The following is a 26,384-nucleotide window of genomic DNA, read 5'->3' on the forward strand; positions in this document are numbered from 1 at the left end:
CTACTTTCCTATGGAGAAGGAAATCCATTTTGAGCAAAAACATTAATCTTTTTGATAAAATTCACATTCATATCCATCGGCTCGCAGAATAAGTCCTTCAGCCCACGGCGGCGTCCGCCCCATCTGCTCACAGATGGCGTCAACGCTGACATCCCTGTCGCATTCGATGATAAGTTCATCGTGGACATGGCCAACAATATCACTGCATCGAAGAGTTTGCATGGCATAGCAGAGGATGTCACGGCTGATGCCCTGGACGATGTTTTCCACGAATTTCGGGCCGTAGCTTTCCAGCCGCTCCCACTTCTTCGTTGTGCCGATTCCTTCATAGGTGACGGATTCCCCGCCGAAGCGGTTCTCGCCTATCCGGGGTTTCACATAAGAAAGCCGCCGTCCGCTGGGAAGCTGGATGAACAGCATGCCGCTCTGGTACAAGAAGCGGATGCAGCCTGCCCGCATAGGGACATGTTCCTTGATGGCTGTCTTTACGGCGGCATCCACCTGCCACCAGAAATCGACGATATGCGGATTGGCCGACCGCCAGGACTGGACCAGAGGATACAGTTCATCTTCCGAAAGTCCCATTTCCAGTGCGCCCATCGCCTTCAGCGCACCGACAGAACCGCCATAGCCACAGGCCAATTCTGCGATTTTGCCTTTCTGCCTCAAGTGGCCATTTATCCCATGCTTCACCACAGGTACACCAAACATCTGACTGGCTGTCGTGCAATAGATGTCCTGCCCGGCCGCAAAGGCATCTGATTTCCACTTCTCCCCGGCAAGCCAAGAAATGGCCCGTGCTTCAATTGCCGAAAAGTCCGATACCACAAATTTCATTCCCTTACGTGGCACAAAGGCGGTGCGGATCAGTTGGGAAAGAACATCAGGTACGGAGTCGTACAGAAGTTCCAGGGCTTCATAATTTCCCTGGCGCACCAGTCCCCGGGCTTCCGAAAGATCCGGCAGATGATTCTGGGGAAGATTTTGTAATTGAATGTGCCGCCCAGCAAAACGCCCGGTCCGGTTGGCCCCATAGAACTGGAACATACCCCTGGCCCGGCTGTCATTACAGGCCGTCAGTTCCATAGCCTGGTATTTCTTGACCGAAGACTTTGCCAGCTTCTGCCGGAGAAGCAGTACACTGCGCAGCGGTTCCTCTGCCGTCTTCAGCAGTTCCTGTACCTGCTTCTTGCTCAAAGAATCAGTCTTCATCCCGTGCTGTTCCAGCCAGGCAATCATCTGTATGACGGAATTCGGATTTTTCAACCCCGTCTTTTTCTTTAACTCGTCCATCAATGATTCCCGGCACCGGGCATCCATGGCCACGGCTTGGCCGACCAACGTCTGGTCAATGGCAATGCCTCTGTCGTTGATTTCCTGATCCAGATGGTATTCGTCCCATACCTGTTCCGGTACTGGGTAGTGCTTCAGCCGCTCCTGGATGGCCATTTCCACTTCTACGTCTCGTTTGTTATAAGACTTGAACAGGGTCCATTTATCCGGGGCATGATGAGGTAGATTTCTCGTCCTGCCACCATTCGTTTTAGTTTCCTTGCATGGTACACAGAAGTAACGAATCAGTTCCTTGCCTTCCTTCATCTTCTGGTTATCCAGTTTTAGAACGGCGCCGACGCCTTCCAGTGAAAGGGGCAGCCCCATGTAGGCCGACCAGATCATGGAGCATTTCCATCCCGCCGGATTGAGGAACCTTGCACAGTTCTGGGAAAGAGGGTGATGGTCATGGAACGGGTCCAGGCTTATCCCCAAATCACTCAGATATCGCGACAGGCAGATTCGTTCGAAACTGGCATTGAAGGCCCACTTGGTGACTGCTTCATCGGTTAAGGCTTCCAGAATATCTTCAGGGATAGTTTCTCCCTGGGCCAGGTCAACGACCTGTACTTCGTCGCCATCCACGGCATATCCGAAAAGGAGAATTTCAAAGGCCGGCGATTCAGCATATTTGTACACACCGCATTTAGCTAGATTTATGTTACTGAACGTTTCAATATCAATGCTGATGGTTTTCATATGTTTCACCTCAAGAAAAGCGGCGAGACACAAGGTCCCGCCACCACCATTTACCAATACTTATTTCCGAAAAGATTCCATCTGTTTGCGGTGATATTCCGCTTCCCGTTCTTCCCGGTGCCGTGCTATTTCTTCGTCACGTTGATCTTTCTTGAGGTCTGTATAAATTAAGGCCACAAAAAAACCGCTTGCAGCCAGTGCCACCAGGCAATACATCAGCTCTAAAATCATTTGCATCGTAGTTTCCATTGAAATTCTCCTTCCTTATGCCAAGAAATCGTCATCGTCAGCTGTAGCGAAGTCATCTTCAGCACGTGGTTTGCCACCGAGGGGTTCGCCGTCACGGATTTTCTGCAGGTTGTTCAGGCCGCAAGCAATGCCCTTATTGCCATTGCTGTTAAAAGCGTAGAAGCTGATGGAAGCACGGCCATAGACGCCAGAGTAGACTTCAGAGCGTTCCAGGATGTGCTGGCAGTCGGCATCGACAATGCCAGGCTTCGTAGTAGAATTGGCATTGATGAAGAAACTGTCCTTATAGGCATCATCACCCGGACGTTCTAAATCACCGTCACGGAGTGGGATTTTGATAGCTTCGAGGGCAGGAACTACACGGTTGTTGCCTTTGAGTTTACCCTGACCTTCTTCGTAAGCAGCTTTGATAGCGGCGCGAATCTTTTCTACCGTTTTGGTATCGGACTTGGGGATGATCAGGCTGACGCTGTACTTCGGCGTACCGCCATTGATGGACTTTGGTTCCCAAACATTAGCGTAAGACCAACGAGTGTTGACGCCAGTAATTACTTTGCACGGATTTACATAATTTTTAGACATAATTTTTTCCTCCTTAAAATTTAACATTAAAATCGTCTGTCGCAGTGTGCATAGCCGGGCGTTTGTCCGATTCCGGTACCAGGACCGGCTTGCCCTGCGGCTTTTCCACTAAATCTGACAGCAGTTCTTCGAACCGCTTCTTGCCGAGCTGTTTCGTCATGGCTGTAATGCCGAGCAGCTTCTTTTCGTATGGGTCAAAGCCCGCATCTTCCACTTTGGCAGCGACTGCTTCTTCACTTACGTAGCGGCGGTTTGACCGGCCTTCGACCAGTTTCCATCCGTCCCACTGCTTGCCGGACAGGGCCTGCTGCAAAGCGTATTCTTTGACATCTCCAGCCCAATTCACCAGTTCATCGGCTTTAGCCAGGACGGCTTCGATTTCTTCATCTTGAAGCGTGGACGGGACGGCGAAATCATACTGGGCCAGTTCCAAGTTGTACTCGGCCCGTTTGCGGCAGGTCGCCTTGATTTTGCAGAAGCGGCAGTGGTCGCCAGCTTTATACTCTCCTTCTCCCTTTGCCGCCAGTTCTGCCGCTGGCTTCAATACGGTTTCAGCCCACTGGAGCAATTCTTCTTTGGGCATGGTGTAGGTGCTGACGTTATCACGGCGGGGCTGGAAAATGGTCATCGATATCCGACGAATATCATAGATGCCATCGAACAGGTTCAGCGCGCCGAGGGCGTAGCACATCATCTGCGGATTCTTCTCGGCGCCTACGAGGACCCCAAGTCCATGTTTGTAGTCAATAACGGTCAAGGTATCATCGGCTACGATGAGGCAGTCGCCGGTACCAAAGCCGCCAGGCACCCACTTCGAGAAGTCCAGTCGCTGTTCCACCATGATGAGCGGATCCTTGCAGGATGCTTTGGCAGTTGCTAGACATTCCATAACGAACTGTGAGTATTCATCAGTACATTCAGCCATTTCTTCATCGAAGTACGTCAGAGACTTCGTCGGATCTTCCAATTTCTGTCCCAGTGCCATCTTTACTTTGAATTCACAGAGTGTATGGGCATTGGTGCCTTGGCGAGCGAATTCACTAGTCGTATCTGGCAGCCTGGCACATTCCTTCGCAGACGGCGGGCAAGCCAACCAACGGTAGCAGGATGAAGCGGACAGCACCGCGTGTTTATCCGGCATGACCAATCGCCTCCAATTCTTTCAAGAGGGTGCTGTACTGTGCCGCATCAACACTGGACAGATTGTTGGCGCCGTGTTTCTGAATGAGGCTGCGGACTTCGTCCGTAAATCCCTGGCGTGACCTGTCGGCGGCGACTTTGCGGACATCTTCCAGAGTCGGTTGAGGACCCTGTTTATTTCCGTTCGCCTTGACTTCTTGGCCATTTTCCATTTCCGCTATTTGAGCTACCTTGTCTGCTGCTTGATTGATAGCGTCTGCCGCTATGCGTAGTAATTGTGCAACTTGTCTTGCTGTTTCTTCATTTGTCATGAATTGTCTCTCCTTCCATCGTAGAATGATGCACGGCAAAGAGTAGTAAGTTCCTTGCCATTCTGGCAGATACTTGACTGATAGCACTTAGGACTTGGATTTCTTCAGCCACATTACACACAGCTATGTCGGTATCTGGATAGTTTGTATTCATCACTTTTCTCTCCTTTCCAGAGGCCTTATCACACCTCCTACTTTCTTTTGGAGAAGGAATCCGATTTTGAGCAAACTTTTTTATTTTTTGCTCCCCACCCAAATCGCTCTCCTACTTTCTAATGGAGATAAGATTTATAATTGAGCAAAAAAGCCGCAGGTCTTTCCCGCTAAGGAAAGCCTACGGCTTTTTAATTGAAATATATGAATTTTCTGTGCTCAAAGAGTTCTGCTTTCTCCATAAGAAAGTAGAGGTGAGATTATGAACAAGTCAGTTGAAAATACACTTAATTCTTACTACACTGCAGAACGCATTCAGAGCGAATTATTCTTCCATATGGCTCAACGCATCGCCAAGGACATGTTAGAGGATAAGCTCATTGGTCAGAAAGAGTTTTACATCCTCTCCGACATCAATCGTGAAACATTTCCTCCGTTATTTGCGGAAATATCGCCAAAAACACTTGAAATATTATGATGACAGAGTGATATATAGACATGGAAAGGAGATGTCTACTTGAAGAAGGTAACAAAAATTGAAAAATCTCAAAATGTAGAGAACAAAAAGGAGAAAATTAGGGTCGCCGCTTACTGTCGTGTCTCCACCAGTTCAGATGCCCAGCTTGAAAGCCTTGAAGCACAAAAAGTCCATTATGAAAACTATATCAACAGCCGTGACGATTGGCAATTTGCCGGCATCTATTACGATGAAGGCATCACTGGGACAAAGAAAGACAAACGCCCAGAATTATTAAGACTCATGGATGATTGCAAAGCAGGCAAGATCGATTTTATTGTGACTAAATCCATCAGCCGATTCAGCAGGAATACGATGGATTGCCTGGAATTAGTCCGCGATTTACAGGCCCTGCATATTCCCCTTTATTTTGAAAAAGAAAACATCAATACGGGATCTATGAAAAGCGAACTTTTTTTATCACTGCTCTCCACGCTAGCCGAAAACGAATCCGTATCTATTTCAGAAAACAGTAAATGGTCCATACAAAAGCGATTTGAGAATGGCACATTTAAAATATCTTACCCACCTTACGGTTATGTTTGGGACGGTGAGCAAATGGTTATCAATCCAGAACAAGCAACGGTTGTTCAAAAAATCTTCGCGATGCTTTTATCGGGGAAAAGCACCCAGACTATAGCTGATGATTTAAATCAAAGAGGTGTTGCATCTAAACGAAGTGGACACTGGACTGCAACAACCATCCGCGACATGATATCTAATGAAAAATACGTTGGTGACTGCCTATTCCAAAAAACATACTCAGATTCAAATTTTGTTCGTCATAATAACCATGGTGAAGTGACACAATATCTGGTTAAAGATCATCACGCAGCTATTATCAGCCGTGAAGACTTCACGACGGCTCAAAGGCTAATTCGTCAACGGGCCATAGAAAAAGGAATTATTCAAGGGAGCGAAAAATATCAGAATAGTTATGCGTTTTCCGGTAAAGTGATTTGTGGCGAATGTGGCAACACTTTTAAACGGCGAATGCACGGTTACGCTGGGTATAAATATGTTGCCTGGTGTTGCAGCACACATCTCCGGAACAAAAATAAATGCCACATGCTCTTTATCCGTGATGAAACGTTAAAGCAAGCTTTTATTATCATGATGAATAAGTTGAAGTGTTTCCGTCAAATCATCTTAACCCCATATGTACAATCTTTAAAAACAGATCCTGCTAATAATTCAATGAAAAAAATCCAGAAACTCCATACGCTGTTAGCCCATAACAGTGAAAAGAGAGAAACATTAACAAAACTTCTGTCTCAAGGTATTATTGACTCTATCATTTATAATAAGGAAACAAATGAACTCCTCTTTCAAGCCGATGCCTATCAAAAAAATATTGAGTCCTTAAAGCACACCGTTTCTGACAGTATGGCCATCATAACAGAGGCAATAAATCTTTTACGCTTCGTTGAAAAAGCACCTGCTGTGACGGCATTTGATCCAATGCTCTTTGAAAAATTTGTAGACCACATTCTCATTCGCTCACGTAATGAGATTTGCTTTATATTAAAATGTGGTCTCGCACTTACAGAAAGAAGGTAACGGTATGGGACATACTCCTTATGGATATATCATAAAAAATGGCAAAGCCATCATTGACATAAAACAGGCCAATAAAATCAAAAAGCTTTATGAAAATTATCTATCTGGGATGTCACTGGCAAAAGCCGCCGTTGAAGCTGGAATTGAAACATATCATGGTACAGCTAAACGCCTGATGGAAAACAAGCACTACCTGGGAGATAACTTCTACCCTGCCATTATAGACAAAAATACGTTTGATAGAGCTTCGAAAGAATGCCTTCGACGTGCCACTGTGTTGGGAAGATTGCATCGCAAAACAGCCGTAAATCCTGCATTGCTACCGACCTCTTTCCGATTGTCCAAGGCGAGTAAACATTATAAAAATCCCAAGTTACAGGCCGAATATCTTTATAGCCTAATTGAAAGTGAGGTAATATAATGGGAACTGTTATGATCATTCCGGCAAAAAAGCGAATGGGAAACACCATAAAAAAGTCGGAACAGAAAAAGTTACGCGTTGCTGCCTACTGCCGCGTTAGTACCGATTCAGACGAACAGGAAACAAGCTATGAAGCACAAGTTTCCCACTATACCGAATACATCCATAATCATCCAGAATGGAGTCTTGCCGGTATCTTTGCCGACGATGGCATTTCAGGTACAAACACCAAAAAGCGTGAAGAGTTTAATCGCATGATAGACGAATGTATGGCTGGAAATATTGATATGGTGATTACAAAATCCATCAGCCGGTTCGCACGTAACACGCTAGATTGTTTAAAATACATACGAAAGCTGAAGGATAAAAATATTCCTGTTTTCTTCGAAAAAGAAGCTATTAATACGATGGATGCCAAAGGTGAAGTACTGATTACCATCATGGCCAGTCTTGCACAACAAGAATCTCAATCACTTTCTCAAAATGTAAAACTCGGCCTTCAGTATCGATATCAACAAGGTAAAGTACAAATCAATCACAATTATTTTCTGGGCTATACAAAAGATAAAAACGGCCATCTTATAATTGATCCAGAACAAGCAGAAGTGGTCAAACGAATCTATCGCGAATACCTGGAAGGGTACAGCATGGCAAAGATTGCCCGTCATTTGGAAAAAGACGGCATTCGTACTGGGGCGGGCAAAACTAGATGGCACAGCAGTACCATTAACAAAATTCTGAGAAATGAAAAATACATGGGAGATGCACTACTGCAAAAAACATATACAACTGATTTTTTGACAAAAACACGCGTCAAGAATAACGGAATTGTTCCCCAATACTATGTCGAGAATGATCACGAAGCCATTATTCCCAAGGAAATCTTTATGCAGGTACAGGCCGAACTAGTTCGTCGCCGCGTTGTTCATGTCAGCCCTTCCGGGAAAAAGCGTAATTTTTCCAGTAACAACTGTTTTTCTCAGATTGTTCGCTGCGGTGAATGCGGAGATCTTTACCGGCGCGTTCATTGGAATAATCATGGCCACAAATCTATCGTTTGGCGTTGTATTACAAGGTTGGAACCTACTGCTGCAGATACAAACTGCACGAATCGAACAGTAAATGAAGAACTCCTCAAGGACATCTCACTAAAAGCTATGAATCAGATTTTGCTAGGCAGTGATTCTTTTATTCAACAATTGCAGGAAAATCTTGCAAAAGCCATCACGAAATCCGACACGCTTTCACCAGACGGGATACAGAAACGCCTGGAAGAATTACAGCAAGAGCTTATCACAAAGGCAAACAATCGTCAGGCTTATGATGCCATTGCCGATGAAATTTTCCGCCTACGGGATCAAAAGGAAAAAGCCGAAAATAATCTGCGCAGCCAGAAAGAAGTAGCTGAACGCATTAAAACTTTGCAAGAATTCATAAAAAGACAACCTTCAAACCTTACGGCATTTGATGAATCATTAGTTCATAAGCTTATTGAAAGAATTACGGTGTTTCCAAAGCACTTCACTGTTGAATTTAAATCCGGCATAAGCGTAGACATAAATGAATAAGAGCAGGCACTCACCATAAAAAGGGAGCACCTGCTCTTTTTTTCTAATTCATTTTTCTGGCATCTACCTGGCGCACTCGACATATAAAATCATCTATGTTGAGTTCTCGACCCCTACTATGCCATCAAATTCAAAGTTCCGTAAAACAAATATCTATGTTGTTTTACGCATTCATTTCGAACACTGGCAATTCAATACTTCAGTAAAAATCCAGACCTTGTGATGAAATAATTTTGCCACAGCCTCAACCTATCTAGTGGCGTTAATTCAAGGTTTTTGGAATATATAGTAGAGTGAAAATTTACATAACACTACATCTTGCGTGACATCAATGCTACCGACTCAACGTGATGAGTCCGGGGGAACATGTCTACGGGCTGTACTTTGACGGTCTGGTATCCGTATTGTTCCAGGTAGGCCAGGTCGCGGGCCAGGGTGGCCGGGTTGCACGAGACGTAGACGACGCGTGTTGGTTTGCTCCGGGCAATGGCCTGGAGAACCGGTTCGCCACAGCCGGCCCGGGGCGGGTCGAGGACGATGACGCCGGGGCGGACGCCTTCCCGGATGAGTTCCGGCAGTTTATAGACGGCATCGCCGAGGATGAACTGTGCATTCCGTATGTGATTGTCCCGGGCGTTGCGGACGGCGTCGCGGATGGCCGGGGCAACGATTTCGATACCGTAGACTTGTTTTGCTTTCTGGGCCAGGAACAATGTAATGGTCCCGGTGCCACAGTAGACGTCGGCAACGGTTTCCTTTCCTTTCAGGTCAGCAAAAGCCAGTGCCTGTTCGTAAAGCCGCTGGGCCTGTTCGCTGTTGACCTGGAAGAAGGACTGGGCCGAAATATGGAAGGTCAGCGGCCCGATGGAATCGTGAATCGTATCTTTGCCATATATGGTGCGGGTCCTGGGCCCCAGTATGACGTTGGTATGACGGGTATTGATATTCTGGACGACGCTGGTCAGTCCCGGTATTTCACGGCGCAGGCGTTGTACCAGGTCTTTCATGTGCGGCACCACATCGCCGGCCGTTACCAGGCAGACCATGATTTCTCCCGTATGGACGCCGACACGGCCCATGACGTGGCGTACGATGCCTGTCCGGGCGTCTTCGTCATAGGCTGGTATCTTGAAGTCTTTCATCCACTGACGGACCACGCGGATAATGGTATTGTTGTCTTCTTTCTGGATGGCGCAATCGGCCACATCGATGACTTTGTGAGTGGCAGCGGCAAAGCAGCCGATGGCGACCTTTCCCCTGCCGGCTGCCGCAACGGGAAACTGCATTTTATTGCGATAGTGCCAGGGTGAGGAAGCGCCCAGTACGGGAAGTACGGGGACGTGATTCAGGTGGCCGATACGGACCATGGCGTCTTCTACCTGCTGCCGTTTTTCTTTCAGTTCTCCTTCATAAGTCATGTGCTGGAGCTGACAGCCGCCACACTGGTCGTAGACAGGGCAGTGCGGCTCGATACGGTCTGGCGAGGGCGTAACGATTCCGGCCAGTTCCGCTATGGCATAGTTTTTTTTGATCAGCTGGATCCGTGCCCGGACGGTTTCTCCCGGCAGTGCACCGGAGATGAATATGGTAAAATTTTCATATCGCCCGACACCTTCCCCGCTGGTGCCCAGCCGCATCACGGGTATTTCATAGATTTTCCCTTTTTGTACGGGAATCGCATGTTTTTCCTTCATATGGGTCCTTTCCTGGATATACGAAAGCCTCTCCGCAGGTAACGGTATGCTCTATCCTTGCCGGAGAGGCTTTTGTTACATAATAATTTCTGAAACGACGGGTTTCTGTACGGGAGCCGGTCCGTCTGATATGATAATCTGCTCTGCCGCCTGCTGCGCCAGTTCTTCCATGGGCGCGTGAGAGTTGCCGTAGAGCGTAAACAACGGTTCCCCCGCCCGGACCGGATCATACAATTCTTTGAACAGACGTATGCCGACCATCGGGTCGATGGCATCTTCCTTACGGGCCCGGCCGGCTCCCATGCGCATGGCCAGTTCTCCCAGAGCCCGTCCATGAACGGCCGTGATATAGCCCGTTTCGGTCGATACGGCGGTGTACATCTGCGGAGCCCTGGTAAGGGGTTTCTTTCCAATCCAGGACGCACTGCCGTGCTGGGCACGGACGAACTGGCGGAATTTTTTCAGGCCTTCCCCGTTCTGCACCAGGTGGCGTATGCAGGCTCTGGCCTCGTCTTCGTCCGCTGCCTTGCCGCCCAGGATGAGCATCTGGCTGCCGATGGCTTCAACGACTTCCATGAGCCGGCGGCCGCCCTTTCCCGACAGGGCCTCTACGGCTTCATCGACTTCCAGGCTGTTGCCGATAGCCGTTCCCAGGGGAGCTTCCATGGAAGTCAGAACAGCCCTCGTCGGCCGGCCGGCCAGTCTGCCGATATCGACCATGGTCCGTGCCAGCTGGCGGGCCCGTTCTTTTGTCTTCATGAACGCTCCGTCACCGTATTTGACATCGAGGACGATGGCGTCGGCTCCGGAGGCGATTTTCTTGCTCATGATGGAGCTGGCAATGAGCGGAATGCTTTCGACGGTCGCCGTCGCATCGCGCAGGGCATAGAGCAGTTTATCTGCCGGAGCGATTTCACCGGACTGGCTGATAACGGCCATTCCCATGTCCTGCACCTGCTGGAGGAAGGCATCTTCTGAAAGTTCCGTCTGAAAACCGGGAATCGACTGGAGCTTGTCGATGGTTCCTCCCGTAAATCCCAGTCCCCGGCCGCTCATCTTGGCTACAGGCACACCGGCAGCGGCGACCAGCGGCGCTACGATGAGCGTCGTCGTATCGGCGATGCCCCCTGTACTGTGTTTATCTACTTTGATTCCCGGGATAGAGGACAGATCGACGAGATCGCCGCTTTCTGCCATGGCCTTGGTCAGAGCCGTCGTTTCCCTTGCATCCATACCCTTTAGATACACGGCCATGCACCAGGCAGCGGCCTGATAGTCCGTCACCCGGCCCGCCGTATAGTCCCCGATGAAGCGGGTAATTTCTTCATCGGAAAGCACCCGGCCATCCCGTTTATGAGCAATGCAGTCTATAGGCCACATAGGCGTCACCTCAGTTCCGAAAGAAATCCCGTTCCTGCCGGAAGCTGCCCCAGGGAGAAGTTATCCATGATGGTCTGTCCCAGGTCAGCATAGGTCTTGCGGATGCCCAGGTTGACCGGTTCCGTAAGGGCCGGGCTATAGACGACGAGGGGCACCCGTTCCCGCGTATGGTCTGTTCCTTTCCAGGTCGGGTCATTGCCGTGATCTGCCGTGATCATGAGCAGTTCATCGGGCTGGACCAGGGGCAGGAAATGGCCCAGCATATCATCAAAGGCTTCGATGCAGGCGGCATAGCCCTCTACATTGCGGCGATGGCCATACTGGCTGTCGAAATCGACAAAATTGGCCATGAGCAGGCCTTCCCGGTCCCGGTGGGCCAGCAATTGTTCCGTCAGGGCCTTCATATCTGCCGGATTGTCCCCAGTATGGTATGATTCGGTGAGGCCGATATGGGCGTAAATATCGCCGATTTTCCCTACGCCTGCGACAAAACGTCCTGATCCGGAAAGATAGGAAAAGACCATTTTTTTCTTGGGAAGGCGGCTGTAGTCCCGGCGGTCTCCCGTACGGACGAAATGGCCCTGTGTACCGATAAACGGCCGGGCAATGATGCGCCCTACTTCATAGGGGCCGACGCAGACTTCCTTCCGCGTGATGTCACAGATGCGGTACAATTCGTCAAGTGGAATGACGTCGTTGTGGGCGGCAATCTGAAAGACGCTGTCCGCCGATGTATAGATGATGGGAAGGCCCGTGCGGAAATGGTCCGGCCCCAGCCGTTCGATGATTTCCGTACCCGACGCAATTTCATTGCCGATATAGCCATACCCTGTTTTTTCCGTAAACGCGTTCAGCAGGTCCGGGGGAAAGGCATGGGGAAAGGTAGGGAAAGGCGTTTCCACAATATTACCCATAAATTCCCAGTGGCCGCTGGTCGTATCCTTGCCGGCCGACTGTTCTTCCATCAGGCCATAAGAGCCGATGACTTCCGCCGGTTCCTGATGAATATGGGCTATATTCCCCCAGCCCAGGCGGCGCAGATTGGGCACGCGCAACGGCACCCGGGCATCGATATGTCCGATCGTATCGGCCCCGGCATCACCAAACGCAGCCGCATCGGGCGCATCGCCGGCACCAACGCTATCCATGACGATGACAATAATTCGTTTAAATTTCATATAGGTCACCCCTTTGGGAAATAGTTTTTCTTTTATTATACCATAGGGTTGTTCCGGGCGTATGGAAAAGAGCGGCCTCAGCGAAGATATTTTTTCGCTTTCTGGAAATTGGCGATGGTCTTGGCATCGACGATTTCATTAGTATCGATCAAGTGTTCCACTTCTTCCGGCGTATAGTATTCAAGGTTCATGAATTCGTCTTCATCGAGGTGCTGATGGCCTTTTTTCAGGTTTTTGGCAAGATAAAGGTATATCCGTTCATTGCAGAATCCCGGCGACGTATAGACGTAGCCCAGGGGCTGGATATCGTCGGAAGAAAATCCCGTTTCTTCTTCCAGTTCCCGGTGCGCGCATTCCGCCGGATTTTCCCCGTCGTGTTCAATCTTGCCGGCCGGTACTTCCAGCATAGGCTGGGCGGCTGCGTAGCGGTACTGACGGACAAGGATGATTTTGCCATCATCGGTCACGGGTAAAATAGCGCAGGCGCCAAAATGCCATACGGCTTCCCGTGTGGCCGTCTTCGGTTTTCCGCCCTGTCCGTCATCGATTTCTACGGTATCTACGGTAACATGGAGGACGCGGCCATGTAAAATTTCTTTTCTTGCAATCATGCGTTCTGTACTGATACTCATTGTGATTCCTCCCCTTTTTTAGTGGTTAGTGGCCAGTGGTTAGTGGATGGTCCATTTTATGCCAAAAAGGCTGTCGCATGATGGCGGAACCCTTCGTGCGACAGCCTCTCGTTATATCTGACATCAAAGGTCAGTCCTTATTGGCCCGTACTGCCTATGCCGCCCATGCGGATGCCTGATGCATCGTCATCGTCGGTGGTCAGGTATTTCATAAATATCCCCTGGGCGATGCGTTCCCCTTTTTTTATCGTGTAGGAAACGTCCTTGGTATTGTAATAGGCAATCATGATATGGCCTTCGTTATCGGGATTATTGTAATAATCGCAGTCAATGATTCCCGTGCTGTTGGCCAGCATAAGGCCTTTTTTGAACGCCAGGCTGGAACGGATGAAAATGGAAAGGTATTCATTCAGTTCCATATATGCCTTGAGTCCCGTCGGCACGACCGTCACGGCATGGGGAGCCAGGACGGTATCGGCTGCGGCTTCCAGGTCATACCCGGCGCTTTTTGCTGTTTTCCGCTGCGGCACGTGAATATCTTTCCCTTCATATGCCGTAACGATTTCAAATCCCCGGTGCCTCATTTCTGCACCTTTTTGTTGTCATTCTGACGTCCATGGCTATTGCGCGGTCCGTGACTGCGGTGTGCCTGCCCGTCACCGCCACCGAGCAGGGCTTTGCGCGACAGGTTGATACGGCCTTTGTCATCGATTTCCACGCATTTGACCATGATTTCATCGCCGATATTGACGACATCTTCTACTTTTTCTACCCGTTCTTTAGCCAGCTGGGAAATATGGACCAGGCCTTCTTTGCCCGGCAGGATTTCCACAAAGGCGCCAAAGTTCATGATACGCGTGACTTTGCCGAGGTAGGTTTCCCCTACTTCCACGTCTTTTGTCAGGTTTTCGATCCATTCCTTCGCCTTTTCACCGCCAGCGGCATCGACAGAGGCGATATAGACCAGGCCGGAGTCATCGATATCGATTTTGGCTCCCGTTTCTTCCGTGATCTGTTTGATTACCTTGCCGCCCGGCCCGATGACATCGCGGATCTTGTCGGGGTCGATATGCATGGTGATAATACGCGGTGCATAGGGAGACAGTTCCTTGCGCGGTTCGCTGATGCATTCCAGCATCTTGCCCATGATGAAGATACGGCCTTCATGAGCCTGTTTCAGGGCCTTGTCGAGGATTTCCCGGCTCAGACCTTTGATCTTGATATCCATCTGGATAGCCGTGACGCCTTTCATGGTACCGGCTACTTTGAAGTCCATATCGCCCAGGGCATCTTCCATCCCCTGAATATCGGTCAGGATGGTGAAGTCATCGCCTTTCGTTACCAGACCCATGGCTACGCCGGCTACAGGGGCTTTGATAGGCACGCCGGCATCCATCAGGGCCAGTGTGCTGCCACAGGTACTGCCCATGGAGCTGGAGCCGTTCGATTCGAGGACTTCCGATACGACGCGGATAGCATAGGGGAATTCTTCTTCGCTCGGCATGACCTGGGTCAGTGCCCGTTCTGCCAGTTTGCCATGGCCGATTTCACGGCGGCCCGGGCCACGGGACGATTTAGTTTCGCCGACGCAGAAGCTCGGGAAATTATAATGATGCATATAACGGCGGTCCGTTTCCAGGCCGACGCCATCGATATGCTGGCATTCAGAAAGCGGCGCCAGGGTGCAGAAACTCAGTACCTGTGTCTGTCCGCGGGTAAACAGGCCCGTGCCATGAGTGCGCTTGAACAGGCCGACTTCGCAGCTGACCGGACGGACTTCATCGACGCGGCGGCCATCGGGACGGATCTTATCGACGGCAATCATGTGACGGACGATTTCCTTGATCATCTTCTGGGTGATTTCGGCGACATCGTCCTGATTGTCCGGATAAATATCGGCAAAGTGTTCGTAGATGTCCGTTTCGACGGCATTCATCTTTTCTTCACGGGAAATCTTATCGGCGTTGCAGATAGCTTCTTTCATGGCGGCTTCGCCATAAGCATGAACGGCTTCTACAATATCTGCCGGCGGTTCTTTTTCTACGAATTCCTGTTTGGGCACGCTGATCTGAGGCAGGAATCCCAGCTGGAATTCGACAACTTTTTTGATTTCTTCATGGGCAAACATGATGGCATCGAGGATATCTGCTTCCGGTACCTGTTTGGCGCCCCCTTCTACCATGAGGATGGCATCTTTGGTCCCTGCTACGACGATATCCATATCGCTGGCTTCGCTCTGGGCCACCGTCGGGTTTACGACGAACTGGCCATCGACACGGCCTACGCGGACACCGGCAATCGGGCCGGCAAAGGGGATATGGGACATGCACAGCGATACGGAAGCACCGATCATGGCAGCGATTTCCGGCGCGTTGTCATGGTCTACGCAGAAGTCATAGGCTACGACGTGGACGTCATGACGGTATGTCTTGGGGAACAGCGGGCGGATCGGGCGGTCGATCAGGCGGGCAAAAAGAGTCGCCGATTCGGGCGGTTTGCCTTCCCGTTTAATAAAGCCGCCGGGAATCTTCCCTACAGAGTACATTTTTTCTTCATAATCGACGGTCAGTGGGAAGAAATCTGCATCTTCCCGTGCTTCTTTCGATCCCGTAGCCGTAACAAAGACGGCCGTATCACCATAGCGGACCAAGGCTGCGCCACTTGCCTGTTTGGCGAGCTGTCCTACTTCAATGACCAGGGGACGACCGGCAAAATCCATCTGGAATACCTGTTTTTCCATTCGTTTTCCTCCTTAATGAAAGAGTCCTAAGAGAAATTCAGACAGGCTGTAGGTCATAGGTCAGTATCGCCGAAAAGCGGTACTGACCTATAACCTACCAACCTGTAACATACACTATGTTCTGAAAAAAGAGGCTGATGCGTACACATCAGCCTCACACAACGCGATTATTTACGCAGGTTCAGTTTTTCAAGAATAGCACGATAACGGCCAAGATCATGTTTCTGAAGATATGCCAGCAGGTTACGGCGCTGACCAACTAATTTGAGCAGGCCGCGGCGGGATGCATGGTCTTTCTTGTTGCTGCGGAGATGTTCCGTCAGATAGACGATGCGGGCCGTAAGGAGCGCAATCTGCACTTCCGGGGATCCTGTGTCGTTTTCATTTGCGCCGTATTTGGCGACGATAGCTTTCTTTTCTTCTACACTTAACATAGTTCGTTCCTCCATTTGTAAAAATAATCTATTCGCAAAGTGCTACGTGATCGTCGGAGATTCGAGACACCTGGCACCCGTACGACATCACATATTATACTATATCCCTGCCATGCTGTAAAGGCTTAGAACGCCTTGCCTGTCAGGAGTTCATAGGCTTCTTTGTATTTTTCAATGGTCTTGTCGATGACATCCTGGGGCAGGAGGTAGTCGCTGTCGGGATTGGCTTTCAGCCAGTCGCGGACAAACTGCTTGTCATAGGACGGCTGGGATTTGCCTGCTTCATAGCCTTCAAGGGGCCAGAAGCGGGAGCTGTCCGGCGTCAGCATTTCATCGCCAAGGACGATATTGCCTTTGTCATCGAGGCCGAATTCAAACTTCGTATCGGCAATGATGATGCCCCGGGAGAGTGCATAATCGGCACATTTCTTATACAGAGCAATGGTATAATCGCGGATGGCTTCAGCATATTCTTTGCCTTTTCCCGGGAAGGTTTTGTCGAGGAATGCCGCCCCTTCTTCCAGGGACACGTTCATATCGTGTTCGCCCAGTTCGGCTTTGGTAGACGGGGTAAAAATCGGTTCCGGCAGTTTTTCCGATTCCTTGAGACCAGCCGGCAGTTTGATGCCGCAGACGGTGCCGTTTTCTTTATAGCTTTCCCAGCCGCTGCCGGTGATATAGCCGCGGACGATGCATTCCATGGGAATCATGGTCAGTTTCTGGCACTTCATGCTGTTGCCGTCGAACTGGGGCTGCTGGAAAAATTCCGGCATGTCTTTCACATCGACAGAAATCATATGATTGGGAATGATATCTTTCGTAAAATCGAACCAGAAGCGGGACATCTGTGTCAGGACGGCACCTTTCTGGGTAATCTTATTCTTGAGGATATGGTCAAAAGCAGAGATGCGGTCCGTGGCTACCATGACGATGCTATCGCCAATATCATATACTTCGCGGACTTTGCCCGATTTAAACGGTTTATATTCTTTCATGCTGCGCCTCCATCACCAAATAGTAAGTAATATGTAAATTGGAACACACTTATGATACCATAAAGAATTTTATCCTGCCAGTATCAGTTTGTATTTTTGGATTGTCTCTCTACTTCACGCCTGCCAGTTTGGCCGGGTCCATATGGGCATCGAACTGTTCCGCCGTGACCCATCCGCTCTGAAGGGCGGCTTCCCGCAGGGTCAGTCCTTCTTTGGCTGCTTTTTTGGCAATGAGGCAGGCTTTGTCATAGCCTACGACCGGGACCAGGCCCGTAACGAGGATCAGCGACTGGTGAAGGTTATAGTCGATTCTGGCCAGATTGGGGCGGATGCCGGTAACGCAGTGGCTGCGGAAGGAATCCATGACGTCGCCAAGAAGGCGGATAGACTGGATGAGATTGTACGCAATGACCGGCATGAAGACATTCAGTTCGAAATTTCCCTGGCTGGCGGCAAATCCCATGGCTGCATCATTGCCCATGACCTGGACGGCCACCATGGTGACGGCTTCGCACTGGGTCGGATTTACCTTGCTGGGCATGATGGAGCTGCCCGGTTCGTTTTCCGGTATGAAGAGTTCCCCGATGCCACAGCGCGGGCCAGAAGACAGCCAGCGGACGTCGTTGGCGATTTTCATGAGGTCGCAGGCCAGGGCCTTCAGCATGCCGTGGACGACGACCAGTTCATCTTTGCTCGTAAGGGACTGGAATTTGTTCGGTGCCGTATGGAAGGCCGTGCCAGTCAGCTGGCTGACGATTTCCGCAAAGCGCACGTCATAGCCTTCGGGGCAGTTGATGCCCGTTCCGACGGCAGTCCCGCCCATAGCCAGGTCGCGCAGGAAATCGACGCCCTTTGTCAGCATTTCTTTGTCGCGCTGGATCATACGGGTCCAGCCGCTGAATTCCTGTCCCAGCGTGAGCGGTGTCGCATCCTGAAGATGCGTACGGCCAATCTTGACGATATCCTTAAATTCCACTTCTTTATCATGAAGTGCCCCGTACAGCCGGTCCATAGCGGGAAAGAGATGCCCTTCGATGAGCAGGACGCCTGCCATGTGCAGTCCCGTCGGGAATGTGTCATTGGAACTCTGGGAATGATTGACATGGTCATTGGGATGGACCGTTTCGTCTATGCCCTGTTCCTTCAGGATCTGAACAGCCCGGTGAGCTACGACTTCATTGATGTTCATATTGAACTGTGTCCCACTTCCCGTCATCCAGACCGACAGCGGGAAATTGCCGTCCAGTTTTCCGGCAAGGATGTCATCACAGGCCTGTACGATGGCATCAGCCCGTTCGGGCGTAACGACCCCCAGTTCCTTATTGGTCAGAGCGGCGGCTTTTTTCAGATAGGCAAAGACCGTCACCATTTCCGATGGGATTTTTTCCGTCCCGATACGGAAATTTTCAAAACTGCGCTGTGTCTGGGCTCCCCACAATTTGTCGGCGGGAACCTTAATTTCTCCCATTGAATCTTTTTCTATACGATATTCCATACAGTATCTCCCCTGTCATGCAGACAGAAAAAACCCAGGACCCTCGTGGATCCCGGGCCTCATTGCCTGGTATCTAGTATTATGTTAAATGGCGCAACCCTTTGGCGCCGATATCCGAGCGGACCTGCTGTCCATCAAAGGAAATCCGGCGGACATTGGCATAGGCTTTGTCAATCGCCGCTTTCAGGTCCTCTCCCAAAGCCGTCACGCCGAGGACGCGGCCGCCATGGGTCTGATATACTCCATCCACTTTCTTCGTTCCCGAATGGAACACGACGACATCGTCATCTACAGCGTCGAGGCCGGAAATGACATCGCCTTTATGGCTGGATGCCGGGTACCCCTTGCTGGCCATGATGACGCAGCAGGCAGAGCCTGGTTTCCAGTGGACCATATCGCTGCGCAGCGTTCCCTGGGTGCAGGCATACATGATCTGTGCCAGGTCACCGTCGAGGAGCGGCAGGACAGCCTGGGTTTCCGGATCGCCGAAACGGCAGTTGAATTCCACGACTTTCGGGCCATCGGCGGTAATCATCAGTCCGGCATACAAACAGCCCTGATAGGTAATGCCTTCTTTTGCAAGGCCCTGGACGACAGGAACGAGAATTGTATCGTATACGGTCTGGACCAGTTCCGGTGTCAGTACCGGTGCCGGGGCATAGGCACCCATGCCGCCCGTGTTGGGGCCTTCGTCGTTATCGAAGATGCGCTTGTGGTCCTGGGCCGGGATCATGGGCACAATGGTCTTGCCATCGACAAATGCCAGGAGGCTGGCTTCTTCGCCGACCATGCATTCTTCAATGACGATACGGCCGCCGGACGCGCCAAAGATATGGTCTTCCATCATGGCGTTCACCGCATCTACGGCTTCTTCTACAGTCTGTGCCACGACGACGCCTTTGCCGGCTGCCAGGCCATCGGCCTTGACGACGATAGGAGCTCCCATTTTATGGATATACTCTTTTGCCGCATTGCCATCAGTGAAAGACGCATAGGCCGCCGTCGGCACATGGTACTTCTTCATGAGATTCTTGGCGAATACCTTGGAGCCTTCCATCTGGGCCGCTGCCTTGTTGGGGCCAAAGACGGCAATGCCCTTTTTCTGGCACACGTCGGCAATGCCTTCCGTCAGTGGGACTTCCGGCCCGACGACGATCATGTCTATGCCTTTTTCTGCGGCAAAATCAGCAATGCGGTCCAGTTCTTCTACTCCGATGGGCACACATTCCGCCACGTCTGCCATGGCATCACTGCCGGGCAGGGCATACAACTTTTCTACGCTCGGGCTCTGGGCTAATTTCCAGGCCAGGGTATGTTCACGGCCACCGCCGCCGATTACGGCTACGTTCATCAGTCAGCCGCCCCCTTTTCTACTTGTTCCGACAAGTAGGCAGCAATAGCGGTATCATACTGTGCCGTATGCTGGAAGGCTTCCCGTGCCAGTTCCAGACGGTAGGTATCGGTAAATTCGCCATCTTTTTTCAGGATATCGATGATTTCGCCATACTTGGCCGGATTGGTAACGATAGCGACGTATTTATTGTTTTTAGCCGAAGCACGGACCATGCAGGGGCCACCAATATCGATATTTTCAATAGCTTCTGCCAGTGTGACGCCCGGTTTGGCAATCGTCTGCTGGAAAGGATACAGGTTGACTACGACCAGATCGATGGGGGTAATGCCATGATCTTTCATATCCTGGACGTGGGACGGATTGTCACGGACGGCCAGAATGGCACCGTGGATTTTCGGATGAAGCGTCTTGACACGGCCATCCATCATTTCTGGAAAGCCCGTTACATCCTGCACAGCCATGACAGGAACACCAGCTTCTTTTAAAGTCCGCATGGTACCGCCTGTCGAAATAATTTCAATACCGAGATCAGCCAGAGCTTTGCCCAGTTCAACAATTCCCGTCTTATCGGATACACTGAGAAGCGCGCGTTTTACCTTCATGATATTTCCTCCTTAACCCTGAGTGCCACGGACGACATTGCCGTCTATAGTCAATTTATCATCGCAGAAAAGCTGTACGGCCCGGACATAGGTCGGATGTTCCTTCGTCAGGATCCGGGCTGCCAGCGTATCTTCCGTATCGTCTTCCAGAACAGGGACAGCTGACTGCAGGATAATCGGGCCGGCATCCATGTCGGGAACGACGAAGTGGACCGTGCATCCTGCAATTTTTACACCCGCTGCGACAGCCTGTCCCTGGGCGTGAAGGCCACGGAAACTGGGCAGCAATGCCGGGTGGATATTGATGATTTTATGTTCATAGTGGGAAATGAAATCACTGCTTAGAAGGCGCATGAACCCTGCCAGGCAGATGACATCGGCCGCATACGGCGCAATGGCATCGAGGATATACTGTTCGAATGCCTGTTTGCTGGCAAAGGACTTGCGGTCGGCTACGATGACCGGCACGCCCCAGGATTTTGCCTTGTCGATGCAGGCTGCCCCGGGGATATCCGTTACGAGCGCCTTGATTTCCGCATTGATCGTGCCATTTTCTACGGCTTCGTGGAGCGCTTCCGCGTTGGAACCGCGTCCGGAAGCAAAAATGACCATCCGTTTTTTAGTCATCAAAAGCGCCTCCCTTGAGGGTTACACGGACATCACTCTGAACGGCCTTGCCGATGACATAGGCCTTTTCGCCGCGGCTGGACAGATTTTCCAGTACGGCATCGGCTTCATCAGGAGAAACGATCATAATCATGCCGATGCCCATATTGAAGGTACGGTACATTTCTTCTTTTGCCACGTCGCCCCACTTCTGCAGCAGGCCGAAAATCGGGAGCTGCGGCCACGACGTCACATCGATTTCTACGCCGATTCCCTTCGGCAGGACGCGGGGGATATTTTCATAGAAGCCGCCACCGGTGATGTGTACCATGCCCTTGACGTTGAAATTGCGGATAATCGGCAGGCACGGACGGGGATAGAGGCGGGTCGGCGTGAGCAGGCATTCCCCGATGGTCATACCCAGTTCATCAATGTACTGATCCAGTTTCATATTCTGCCGTTCAAAAACGATTTTGCGTACCAGTGAGAAGCCGTTGGAATGGACGCCTGTAGATGGAAGGCCAATGAGCACGTCGCCATCCTGTATGGTTTCCCCGGTGATTACCTTGTCCCGGTCTACGATGCCGACGCCAAATCCGGCCAGATCATAGTCGTCTTTGGCATAAAAGCCGGCCATTTCAGCGGTTTCACCGCCGAGGAGCGCACAGCCCGATTCTTCGCAGGCATGGGCAACGCCCTTGACGATGGTAGCGACCTGGACGGGATCCAGTTTGCCGACGGCAATGTAATCGAGGAAAAACAGAGGTTCCGCACCCTGTACGAGCACGTCGTTGATGGACATGGCAACGCAGTCCTGACCGACTGTATCATGCTTGTTCATCATGATAGCCAGGCGCAGTTTCGTCCCAACCCCGTCGGTACCGCTGACGAGAATCGGTTTCTTTATCTTGCTGTCCATAAGGGAAAAGAGTCCGCCAAATCCGCCGAGGTCACCGAGTACTTCCGGGCGGTACGTCGCCTTTACAGAATCTTTCATGAGTTCTACGGCTTTGTTGCCGGCATCGATATCTACGCCAGCGTCTGCATAGGTCAAACCTTTTTTATTCGAGAGCATATTTTTCTCCTTCCTCATTGGTCACAGGAATGTCTGTCGGATAGTCATTATTGAAGCAGGCCAGGCACAGGTCTTCTTTCGGAATACCCGGGATGGCCCGGCACAGGCCGTCGATAGAAATGAAATGCAGTTTATCGACACCGATGTATTTGCGGATTTCTTCCACGCTCAGGGCGGAGGCGATGAGTTCCTTGCGCACAGACGTGTCGATGCCGTAGAAGCAGGAATACATGATGGGCGGTGCCGAGACGCACATGTATACTTCTTTGGCACCGGCTTCGCGGAGCATCTTGCAGATGATGCCGCTGGTCGTGCCACGGACGATCGAGTCATCTACCATGACGATACGCTTGCCCTGTACGACCGATTTGACTACGTTGAGCTTCATCCGTACGGCCAGTTCCCGTTCTTTCTGGTTCGGCTTGATGAAGGTACGGCCCATGTAGCGGTTCTTGATGAGGCCATGATTGAAGGGGATGCCCGATGCCATGGAATAGCCGATAGCTGCCGTATTGCCGCTGTCGGGGACGGAAATGACCAAGTCCGCATCATACTGGGTTTCATTCCACATTTCTTTCCCCATATTGAGGCGCGCCTGATAAATATCCTGTCCATCGATGACGCTGTCCGGACGGGCAAAATAGATATATTCAAAGGAACATATCTGCTTGCGGTCCGCCTTGCCATAGAAATAGGATTTGACGCCATCTTCACTGATTTCCACGACTTCACCGGGCTGTACGTCACGGACGAACGTGGCTCCCAGTGCATCGAGGCCGCACGTTTCCGAGGCAATGACCCAGCCGCCGGTCGTCGTCCGACCAATACAGAGGGGCCGGAATCCGTAGGCATCGCGGATACCATAGAGGCGGTCTTTGGTCATGGCAACGATGGAAAACGCTCCCTGGATGCGGTTCATGCTTTCCTTGATGCGTTCTACGATAGTCGTCTGGCGGCTGCGGCTGATGAGGTTGACGATCAGTTCCGTATCCATCGTCGTCTGGAAGGTGACGCCGCTGGCATCGAGTTCTTCCCGCAGTTCCCGCGTATTGGTCAGGTTGCCGTTATGGGCCAGCGCAATCTGGCCGAAGGAAGAATAGACGGCAAGTGGCTGGATATTGCGGGGATTATTCGAGCCCGTCGTCGAATACCGGACGTGGCCGATGCCGATGTGGCCGCCCAGATCTTCGGGGACGCCTTTTTCAAAGACCGTACTGATCAGGCCCATACCGCGGTAAGTATGAATGTCATGTCCATCGGTCAATGCAATGCCGCCACTTTCCTGACCGCGGTGCTGGAGAGCAAATAAGCCCCAGTACAAATATCGCGGTATATCCAGCGTTTTGTCAAAAATACCGATAACACCGCACTCTTCGTGCTGTTTGTCCCAAATCGAATCGTACATTATGAGGGAACCTCCTGTATGTGAAAATCTATCTATGGTAATAAGGGTCGTTCACTATTTTTTAAATGCCTGCAGTACCTGGCCGGCTGCGTTGTTCAGCTTCGTCTTGACGGTATCACTGGTCTTGAGCATCTGCTGCAGTTTGTCGTTCTTTTCCATGACCTGGCGGGTCATTTTTTCCCGATATGCCTTATATCTCGCTGCCAGTTCGGGATCGCTGACGGCGCCGATCTGGATGGCAAAGAGCGCCGCGTTCTTTGCCCCGTTGATAGCCATGGTGGCCACGGGCATCCCCGACGGCATCTGTACGATAGCCAGGAGCGCGTCCATCCCTTTCAGGCTGCCGCTTTCCAGCGGTACCCCGATGACCGGGAGGGTCGTATAGCTGGCAATGACTCCGGGAAGGTGCGCAGCCATGCCGGCGCCGGCAATGATGCAGCTCAGTCCCCTGTCCTGCGCTGTAGAAGCAAACTCCCTGACTTCGGCTGGTGTACGATGGGCTGAAGCCAGCAGTACTTCACATTCCACACCAAAATCATTAAACAAATCAAAAGCCTTTTTCATTACGGGAATATCGGAATCGCTTCCCAGGACCAAACCGACTTTCATTCTAACCCCTCCTCAGAAAACACAAAACCCAAAGGAGACATAATATCACCTTTGGGTTTATTCACTTAGACATACAGATAGCATGATACATGTACAAACCGTTTAGAACCAGCCCATAAACCTGTATACATGCTGCATCTCCTTATTAATATTGATAACATCGAATACAGTTTCATTCTAACAAAAAGGGCGGGACGTGTCAATGAAAATGCTATAACTAATGCATAATCCGGCATGCCGTAGATGTATTTACAAAATCTTGGATAAAAATTCTTTTGTCCGTTCTTCTTTGGGATGGAAAAACAGGTCATCGGGCTTTCCTTCTTCCAGGATATACCCGCCATCGACAAAGAGGACGCGGTCGGCCACTTCACGGGCAAACCCCATTTCATGGGTAACGATGGCCATGGCCATGCCGTCCCGTGCCAGGTCTTTGATGACGTCCAGGACTTCACGGACCATTTCCGGGTCCAGGGCAGACGTCGGTTCGTCAAAGAGCATGAATTTCGGTTTCATAGCCAGAGCCCGGGCAATGGCGACACGCTGCTGCTGCCCGCCGGACAGCGTTTCCGGATAGGCATCTTTCTTGTCTTCCAGCCCTACCTTACGAAGCAGATTGATGGCCGTTTCCTGTGCTTCTTTTTTGGAGACATGGCGCGTCTTCATAGGGGAAAGCATAATATTCTGCAGTACCGTCATGTGCGGGAAGAGATTGAACCGCTGGAATACCATGCCGACTTCCTTGCGGATATCGTTGATACTCTTGGCATCATTCATACTGATGCCATCGACGATGATTTCTCCTGCCGTCGGCTGTTCCAGATAATTGATGCAGCGGAGAATCGTGCTCTTGCCGGATCCGGACGGCCCGATGATGACGACAACTTCCTTATCCTTGATTGTCAGATCGATTCCTTTCAGGACTTCATGGGTCCCAAAGCTTTTTTTCAGGCCTTTAATTTCTATCATCTGTAGCAAACCTCTTTTCCAAGTAGCTGACCAGGCGTGCAATACCCAGGGTCATAATCAGGTAAATAGCGGCGACGGTCATCCAGATTTCAAAAGAGCCATAGGTCTTGGCAATAATCAACTGGCCGCGCCGTGTCAGTTCTTCAAAGCCGATAACAGAGACCAGTGACGTTTCCTTGGTCATGGAAATGAATTCGTTGCCCAGTGGCGGGATGACGTGTTTGAATGCCTGCGGCAGGATGACATAGCGCATCGTCTGCCCCCACGAAAGGCCGAGAGACCGTCCGGCTTCCATCTGTCCCCGGTCTACGGACTGGATACCTGCACGGAAAATTTCCGATACATAGGCCCCGCTGTTAATGGAGCAGGCCGCAACCGCCGCGACAAAGGGGTTGATCCGTTCCCCGATGACCATAGGCAGGGCAAAATAAATGAGGAAGATCTGCACCAGCATAGGCGTACCGCGGATGACATTGACATAGCATACAGCGAGGATATTCAAGGCTTTCATATGGGAAAGGCGGCAGATACTGGTAATGAGGCCCAATACCAGGCCGATGCCGACTGCCATAGCCGTAATTTCAATCGTAACAGCCGCGCCCTGCAGCAGCAGGGGTATGGAGTCCAGAATTAACTGAAAATCAAACTTCATGCCAAACACTCCTTCAAAAGAGGCAATAGAAT

General features: G+C 50.8%; 27 protein-coding genes. 4 read left to right on the forward strand and 23 right to left on the reverse strand.

What is annotated here, in order from left to right; translation table 11 throughout:
• Positions 1 to 42: 42 nt before the first annotated feature.
• From DW949_RS08755 to DW949_RS08780, 6 genes are read right to left on the reverse strand one after another with little or no spacing between them, the layout of a single operon-like run.
• The gene (locus tag DW949_RS08755; RefSeq protein ID WP_118022854.1) at positions 43 to 2,031 is read right to left on the reverse strand and encodes a DNA polymerase; all 1,989 of its coding nucleotides are present in this window, start codon (positions 2,029 to 2,031) and stop codon (positions 43 to 45) included.
• A 60-nt stretch (positions 2,032 to 2,091) separates the two neighbouring features.
• On the reverse strand, positions 2,092 to 2,280 hold the full coding sequence (locus tag DW949_RS08760; protein ID WP_118022855.1) for a hypothetical protein: 189 nt from the start codon (positions 2,278 to 2,280) through the stop codon (positions 2,092 to 2,094).
• Positions 2,281 to 2,295: 15 nt separating this feature from the next.
• Complete coding sequence (locus tag DW949_RS08765) at positions 2,296 to 2,862, reverse strand: DUF2815 family protein (protein ID WP_118022856.1); 567 nt, start codon at positions 2,860 to 2,862, stop codon at positions 2,296 to 2,298.
• A gap of 13 nt (positions 2,863 to 2,875) precedes the next feature.
• On the reverse strand, positions 2,876 to 4,003 hold the full coding sequence (locus DW949_RS08770) for a DUF2800 domain-containing protein (RefSeq protein ID WP_118022857.1): 1,128 nt from the start codon (positions 4,001 to 4,003) through the stop codon (positions 2,876 to 2,878).
• The gene (locus DW949_RS08775; RefSeq protein WP_118022858.1) at positions 3,993 to 4,313 is read right to left on the reverse strand and encodes an rRNA biogenesis protein rrp5; all 321 of its coding nucleotides are present in this window, start codon (positions 4,311 to 4,313) and stop codon (positions 3,993 to 3,995) included. Before DW949_RS08775 ends, DW949_RS08770 begins: the two co-directional genes overlap by 11 nt.
• Complete coding sequence (locus DW949_RS08780; protein ID WP_118022859.1) at positions 4,303 to 4,569, reverse strand: hypothetical protein; 267 nt, start codon at positions 4,567 to 4,569, stop codon at positions 4,303 to 4,305. The genes DW949_RS08775 and DW949_RS08780 overlap by 11 nt, the downstream gene beginning before the upstream one ends.
• A gap of 159 nt (positions 4,570 to 4,728) precedes the next feature.
• Here DW949_RS08780 and DW949_RS08785 point away from each other — a divergent pair, with 159 nt between their 5' ends.
• From DW949_RS08785 to DW949_RS08800, 4 genes are read left to right on the forward strand one after another with little or no spacing between them, the layout of a single operon-like run.
• A complete protein-coding gene (locus DW949_RS08785) occupies positions 4,729 to 4,944 on the forward strand; it encodes an SHOCT domain-containing protein (protein WP_118022860.1) in 216 nt (71 codons plus the stop codon).
• A 39-nt stretch (positions 4,945 to 4,983) separates the two neighbouring features.
• Entirely contained in the window at positions 4,984 to 6,543 is a 1,560-nt protein-coding gene (locus DW949_RS08790) for a recombinase family protein (RefSeq protein WP_118022861.1), read from the forward strand.
• 4 nt (positions 6,544 to 6,547) lie between these two features.
• A complete protein-coding gene (locus DW949_RS08795) occupies positions 6,548 to 6,964 on the forward strand; it encodes an integrase (protein ID WP_118022862.1) in 417 nt (138 codons plus the stop codon).
• The gene (locus DW949_RS08800; RefSeq protein ID WP_118022863.1) at positions 6,964 to 8,532 is read left to right on the forward strand and encodes a recombinase family protein; all 1,569 of its coding nucleotides are present in this window, start codon (positions 6,964 to 6,966) and stop codon (positions 8,530 to 8,532) included. The genes DW949_RS08795 and DW949_RS08800 overlap by 1 nt, the downstream gene beginning before the upstream one ends.
• Before the next feature lie 311 nt (positions 8,533 to 8,843).
• Here the strand turns inward: DW949_RS08800 and rlmD are convergent, their stop codons facing one another.
• The 17 genes from rlmD to DW949_RS08885 form a co-directional block, all read right to left on the reverse strand.
• Positions 8,844 to 10,226: a 23S rRNA (uracil(1939)-C(5))-methyltransferase RlmD gene (gene rlmD, locus DW949_RS08805; protein WP_118022864.1), complete on the reverse strand. Its 1,383-nt coding sequence runs from the start codon at positions 10,224 to 10,226 to the stop codon at positions 8,844 to 8,846.
• A 75-nt stretch (positions 10,227 to 10,301) separates the two neighbouring features.
• On the reverse strand, positions 10,302 to 11,606 hold the full coding sequence (locus DW949_RS08810; RefSeq protein ID WP_118022865.1) for a thymidine phosphorylase: 1,305 nt from the start codon (positions 11,604 to 11,606) through the stop codon (positions 10,302 to 10,304).
• A 5-nt stretch (positions 11,607 to 11,611) separates the two neighbouring features.
• On the reverse strand, positions 11,612 to 12,784 hold the full coding sequence (locus DW949_RS08815; RefSeq protein WP_118022866.1) for a phosphopentomutase: 1,173 nt from the start codon (positions 12,782 to 12,784) through the stop codon (positions 11,612 to 11,614).
• Positions 12,785 to 12,861: 77 nt separating this feature from the next.
• Positions 12,862 to 13,416 carry an NUDIX hydrolase gene (locus DW949_RS08820; RefSeq protein WP_118022867.1) on the reverse strand — a complete coding sequence of 185 codons (555 nt, stop codon included), beginning with the start codon at positions 13,414 to 13,416 and terminating at the stop codon, positions 12,862 to 12,864.
• A 137-nt stretch (positions 13,417 to 13,553) separates the two neighbouring features.
• A complete protein-coding gene (gene dut, locus DW949_RS08825; RefSeq protein ID WP_118022868.1) occupies positions 13,554 to 14,000 on the reverse strand; it encodes a dUTP diphosphatase in 447 nt (148 codons plus the stop codon).
• Positions 13,997 to 16,156 carry a polyribonucleotide nucleotidyltransferase gene (locus tag DW949_RS08830; RefSeq protein WP_118022869.1) on the reverse strand — a complete coding sequence of 720 codons (2,160 nt, stop codon included), beginning with the start codon at positions 16,154 to 16,156 and terminating at the stop codon, positions 13,997 to 13,999. Before DW949_RS08830 ends, dut begins: the two co-directional genes overlap by 4 nt.
• A 167-nt stretch (positions 16,157 to 16,323) precedes the next feature.
• On the reverse strand, positions 16,324 to 16,590 hold the full coding sequence (rpsO, locus tag DW949_RS08835; RefSeq protein ID WP_059075274.1) for a 30S ribosomal protein S15: 267 nt from the start codon (positions 16,588 to 16,590) through the stop codon (positions 16,324 to 16,326).
• Positions 16,591 to 16,715: 125 nt separating this feature from the next.
• Positions 16,716 to 17,585 (reverse strand): phosphoribosylaminoimidazolesuccinocarboxamide synthase, encoded by an 870-nt coding sequence (locus tag DW949_RS08840; protein ID WP_118022870.1) that lies wholly within the window; start codon positions 17,583 to 17,585, stop codon positions 16,716 to 16,718.
• 109 nt (positions 17,586 to 17,694) lie between these two features.
• Complete coding sequence (gene fumC, locus DW949_RS08845; RefSeq protein WP_118022871.1) at positions 17,695 to 19,080, reverse strand: class II fumarate hydratase; 1,386 nt, start codon at positions 19,078 to 19,080, stop codon at positions 17,695 to 17,697.
• A gap of 79 nt (positions 19,081 to 19,159) precedes the next feature.
• Complete coding sequence (purD, locus tag DW949_RS08850; protein WP_118022872.1) at positions 19,160 to 20,431, reverse strand: phosphoribosylamine--glycine ligase; 1,272 nt, start codon at positions 20,429 to 20,431, stop codon at positions 19,160 to 19,162.
• Positions 20,431 to 21,036, reverse strand: a complete 606-nt coding sequence (locus tag DW949_RS08855) for an IMP cyclohydrolase (RefSeq protein WP_118022873.1) — start codon at positions 21,034 to 21,036, stop codon at positions 20,431 to 20,433. The genes purD and DW949_RS08855 overlap by 1 nt, the downstream gene beginning before the upstream one ends.
• A gap of 12 nt (positions 21,037 to 21,048) precedes the next feature.
• Positions 21,049 to 21,663, reverse strand: a complete 615-nt coding sequence (purN, locus tag DW949_RS08860; RefSeq protein WP_118022874.1) for a phosphoribosylglycinamide formyltransferase — start codon at positions 21,661 to 21,663, stop codon at positions 21,049 to 21,051.
• Positions 21,656 to 22,717, reverse strand: a complete 1,062-nt coding sequence (purM, locus tag DW949_RS08865; protein WP_118022875.1) for a phosphoribosylformylglycinamidine cyclo-ligase — start codon at positions 22,715 to 22,717, stop codon at positions 21,656 to 21,658. The genes purN and purM overlap by 8 nt, the downstream gene beginning before the upstream one ends.
• Positions 22,704 to 24,125 carry an amidophosphoribosyltransferase gene (purF, locus tag DW949_RS08870; protein ID WP_118022876.1) on the reverse strand — a complete coding sequence of 474 codons (1,422 nt, stop codon included), beginning with the start codon at positions 24,123 to 24,125 and terminating at the stop codon, positions 22,704 to 22,706. The genes purM and purF overlap by 14 nt, the downstream gene beginning before the upstream one ends.
• A 51-nt stretch (positions 24,126 to 24,176) precedes the next feature.
• The gene (gene purE / locus DW949_RS08875; protein WP_118022877.1) at positions 24,177 to 24,731 is read right to left on the reverse strand and encodes a 5-(carboxyamino)imidazole ribonucleotide mutase; all 555 of its coding nucleotides are present in this window, start codon (positions 24,729 to 24,731) and stop codon (positions 24,177 to 24,179) included.
• A gap of 249 nt (positions 24,732 to 24,980) precedes the next feature.
• Entirely contained in the window at positions 24,981 to 25,700 is a 720-nt protein-coding gene (locus tag DW949_RS08880; RefSeq protein ID WP_118022878.1) for an amino acid ABC transporter ATP-binding protein, read from the reverse strand.
• On the reverse strand, positions 25,687 to 26,352 hold the full coding sequence (locus DW949_RS08885) for an amino acid ABC transporter permease (protein WP_118022879.1): 666 nt from the start codon (positions 26,350 to 26,352) through the stop codon (positions 25,687 to 25,689). Before DW949_RS08885 ends, DW949_RS08880 begins: the two co-directional genes overlap by 14 nt.
• Positions 26,353 to 26,384: the final 32 nt, after the last annotated feature.

Source organism: Megasphaera sp. AM44-1BH (assembly GCF_003467125.1).
Taxonomy (GTDB): Bacteria; Bacillota; Negativicutes; order Veillonellales; family Megasphaeraceae; genus Megasphaera.

What these genes read in the sequence shown, in the direction of transcription:
- DW949_RS08755 (WP_118022854.1), bottom strand. Translation starts at nt 2,031, where the DNA reads ATGAAAACCATCAGCATTGATATTGAAACGTTCAGTAACATAAATCTA.
- DW949_RS08760 (WP_118022855.1), bottom strand. Translation starts at nt 2,280, where the DNA reads ATGGAAACTACGATGCAAATGATTTTAGAGCTGATGTATTGCCTGGTG.
- DW949_RS08765 (WP_118022856.1), bottom strand. Translation starts at nt 2,862, where the DNA reads ATGTCTAAAAATTATGTAAATCCGTGCAAAGTAATTACTGGCGTCAAC.
- DW949_RS08770 (WP_118022857.1), bottom strand. Translation starts at nt 4,003, where the DNA reads ATGCCGGATAAACACGCGGTGCTGTCCGCTTCATCCTGCTACCGTTGG.
- DW949_RS08775 (WP_118022858.1), bottom strand. Translation starts at nt 4,313, where the DNA reads ATGACAAATGAAGAAACAGCAAGACAAGTTGCACAATTACTACGCATA.
- DW949_RS08785 (WP_118022860.1), top strand. Translation starts at nt 4,729, where the DNA reads ATGAACAAGTCAGTTGAAAATACACTTAATTCTTACTACACTGCAGAA.
- DW949_RS08795 (WP_118022862.1), top strand. Translation starts at nt 6,548, where the DNA reads ATGGGACATACTCCTTATGGATATATCATAAAAAATGGCAAAGCCATC.
- DW949_RS08800 (WP_118022863.1), top strand. Translation starts at nt 6,964, where the DNA reads ATGGGAACTGTTATGATCATTCCGGCAAAAAAGCGAATGGGAAACACC.
- rlmD (WP_118022864.1), bottom strand. Translation starts at nt 10,226, where the DNA reads ATGAAGGAAAAACATGCGATTCCCGTACAAAAAGGGAAAATCTATGAA.
- DW949_RS08810 (WP_118022865.1), bottom strand. Translation starts at nt 11,606, where the DNA reads ATGTGGCCTATAGACTGCATTGCTCATAAACGGGATGGCCGGGTGCTT.
- DW949_RS08815 (WP_118022866.1), bottom strand. Translation starts at nt 12,784, where the DNA reads ATGAAATTTAAACGAATTATTGTCATCGTCATGGATAGCGTTGGTGCC.
- DW949_RS08820 (WP_118022867.1), bottom strand. Translation starts at nt 13,416, where the DNA reads ATGAGTATCAGTACAGAACGCATGATTGCAAGAAAAGAAATTTTACAT.
- dut (WP_118022868.1), bottom strand. Translation starts at nt 14,000, where the DNA reads ATGAGGCACCGGGGATTTGAAATCGTTACGGCATATGAAGGGAAAGAT.
- DW949_RS08830 (WP_118022869.1), bottom strand. Translation starts at nt 16,156, where the DNA reads ATGGAAAAACAGGTATTCCAGATGGATTTTGCCGGTCGTCCCCTGGTC.
- rpsO (WP_059075274.1), bottom strand. Translation starts at nt 16,590, where the DNA reads ATGTTAAGTGTAGAAGAAAAGAAAGCTATCGTCGCCAAATACGGCGCA.
- DW949_RS08840 (WP_118022870.1), bottom strand. Translation starts at nt 17,585, where the DNA reads ATGAAAGAATATAAACCGTTTAAATCGGGCAAAGTCCGCGAAGTATAT.
- fumC (WP_118022871.1), bottom strand. Translation starts at nt 19,080, where the DNA reads ATGGAATATCGTATAGAAAAAGATTCAATGGGAGAAATTAAGGTTCCC.
- purD (WP_118022872.1), bottom strand. Translation starts at nt 20,431, where the DNA reads ATGAACGTAGCCGTAATCGGCGGCGGTGGCCGTGAACATACCCTGGCC.
- DW949_RS08855 (WP_118022873.1), bottom strand. Translation starts at nt 21,036, where the DNA reads ATGAAGGTAAAACGCGCGCTTCTCAGTGTATCCGATAAGACGGGAATT.
- purN (WP_118022874.1), bottom strand. Translation starts at nt 21,663, where the DNA reads ATGACTAAAAAACGGATGGTCATTTTTGCTTCCGGACGCGGTTCCAAC.
- purM (WP_118022875.1), bottom strand. Translation starts at nt 22,717, where the DNA reads ATGCTCTCGAATAAAAAAGGTTTGACCTATGCAGACGCTGGCGTAGAT.
- purE (WP_118022877.1), bottom strand. Translation starts at nt 24,731, where the DNA reads ATGAAAGTCGGTTTGGTCCTGGGAAGCGATTCCGATATTCCCGTAATG.
- DW949_RS08880 (WP_118022878.1), bottom strand. Translation starts at nt 25,700, where the DNA reads ATGATAGAAATTAAAGGCCTGAAAAAAAGCTTTGGGACCCATGAAGTC.
- DW949_RS08885 (WP_118022879.1), bottom strand. Translation starts at nt 26,352, where the DNA reads ATGAAGTTTGATTTTCAGTTAATTCTGGACTCCATACCCCTGCTGCTG.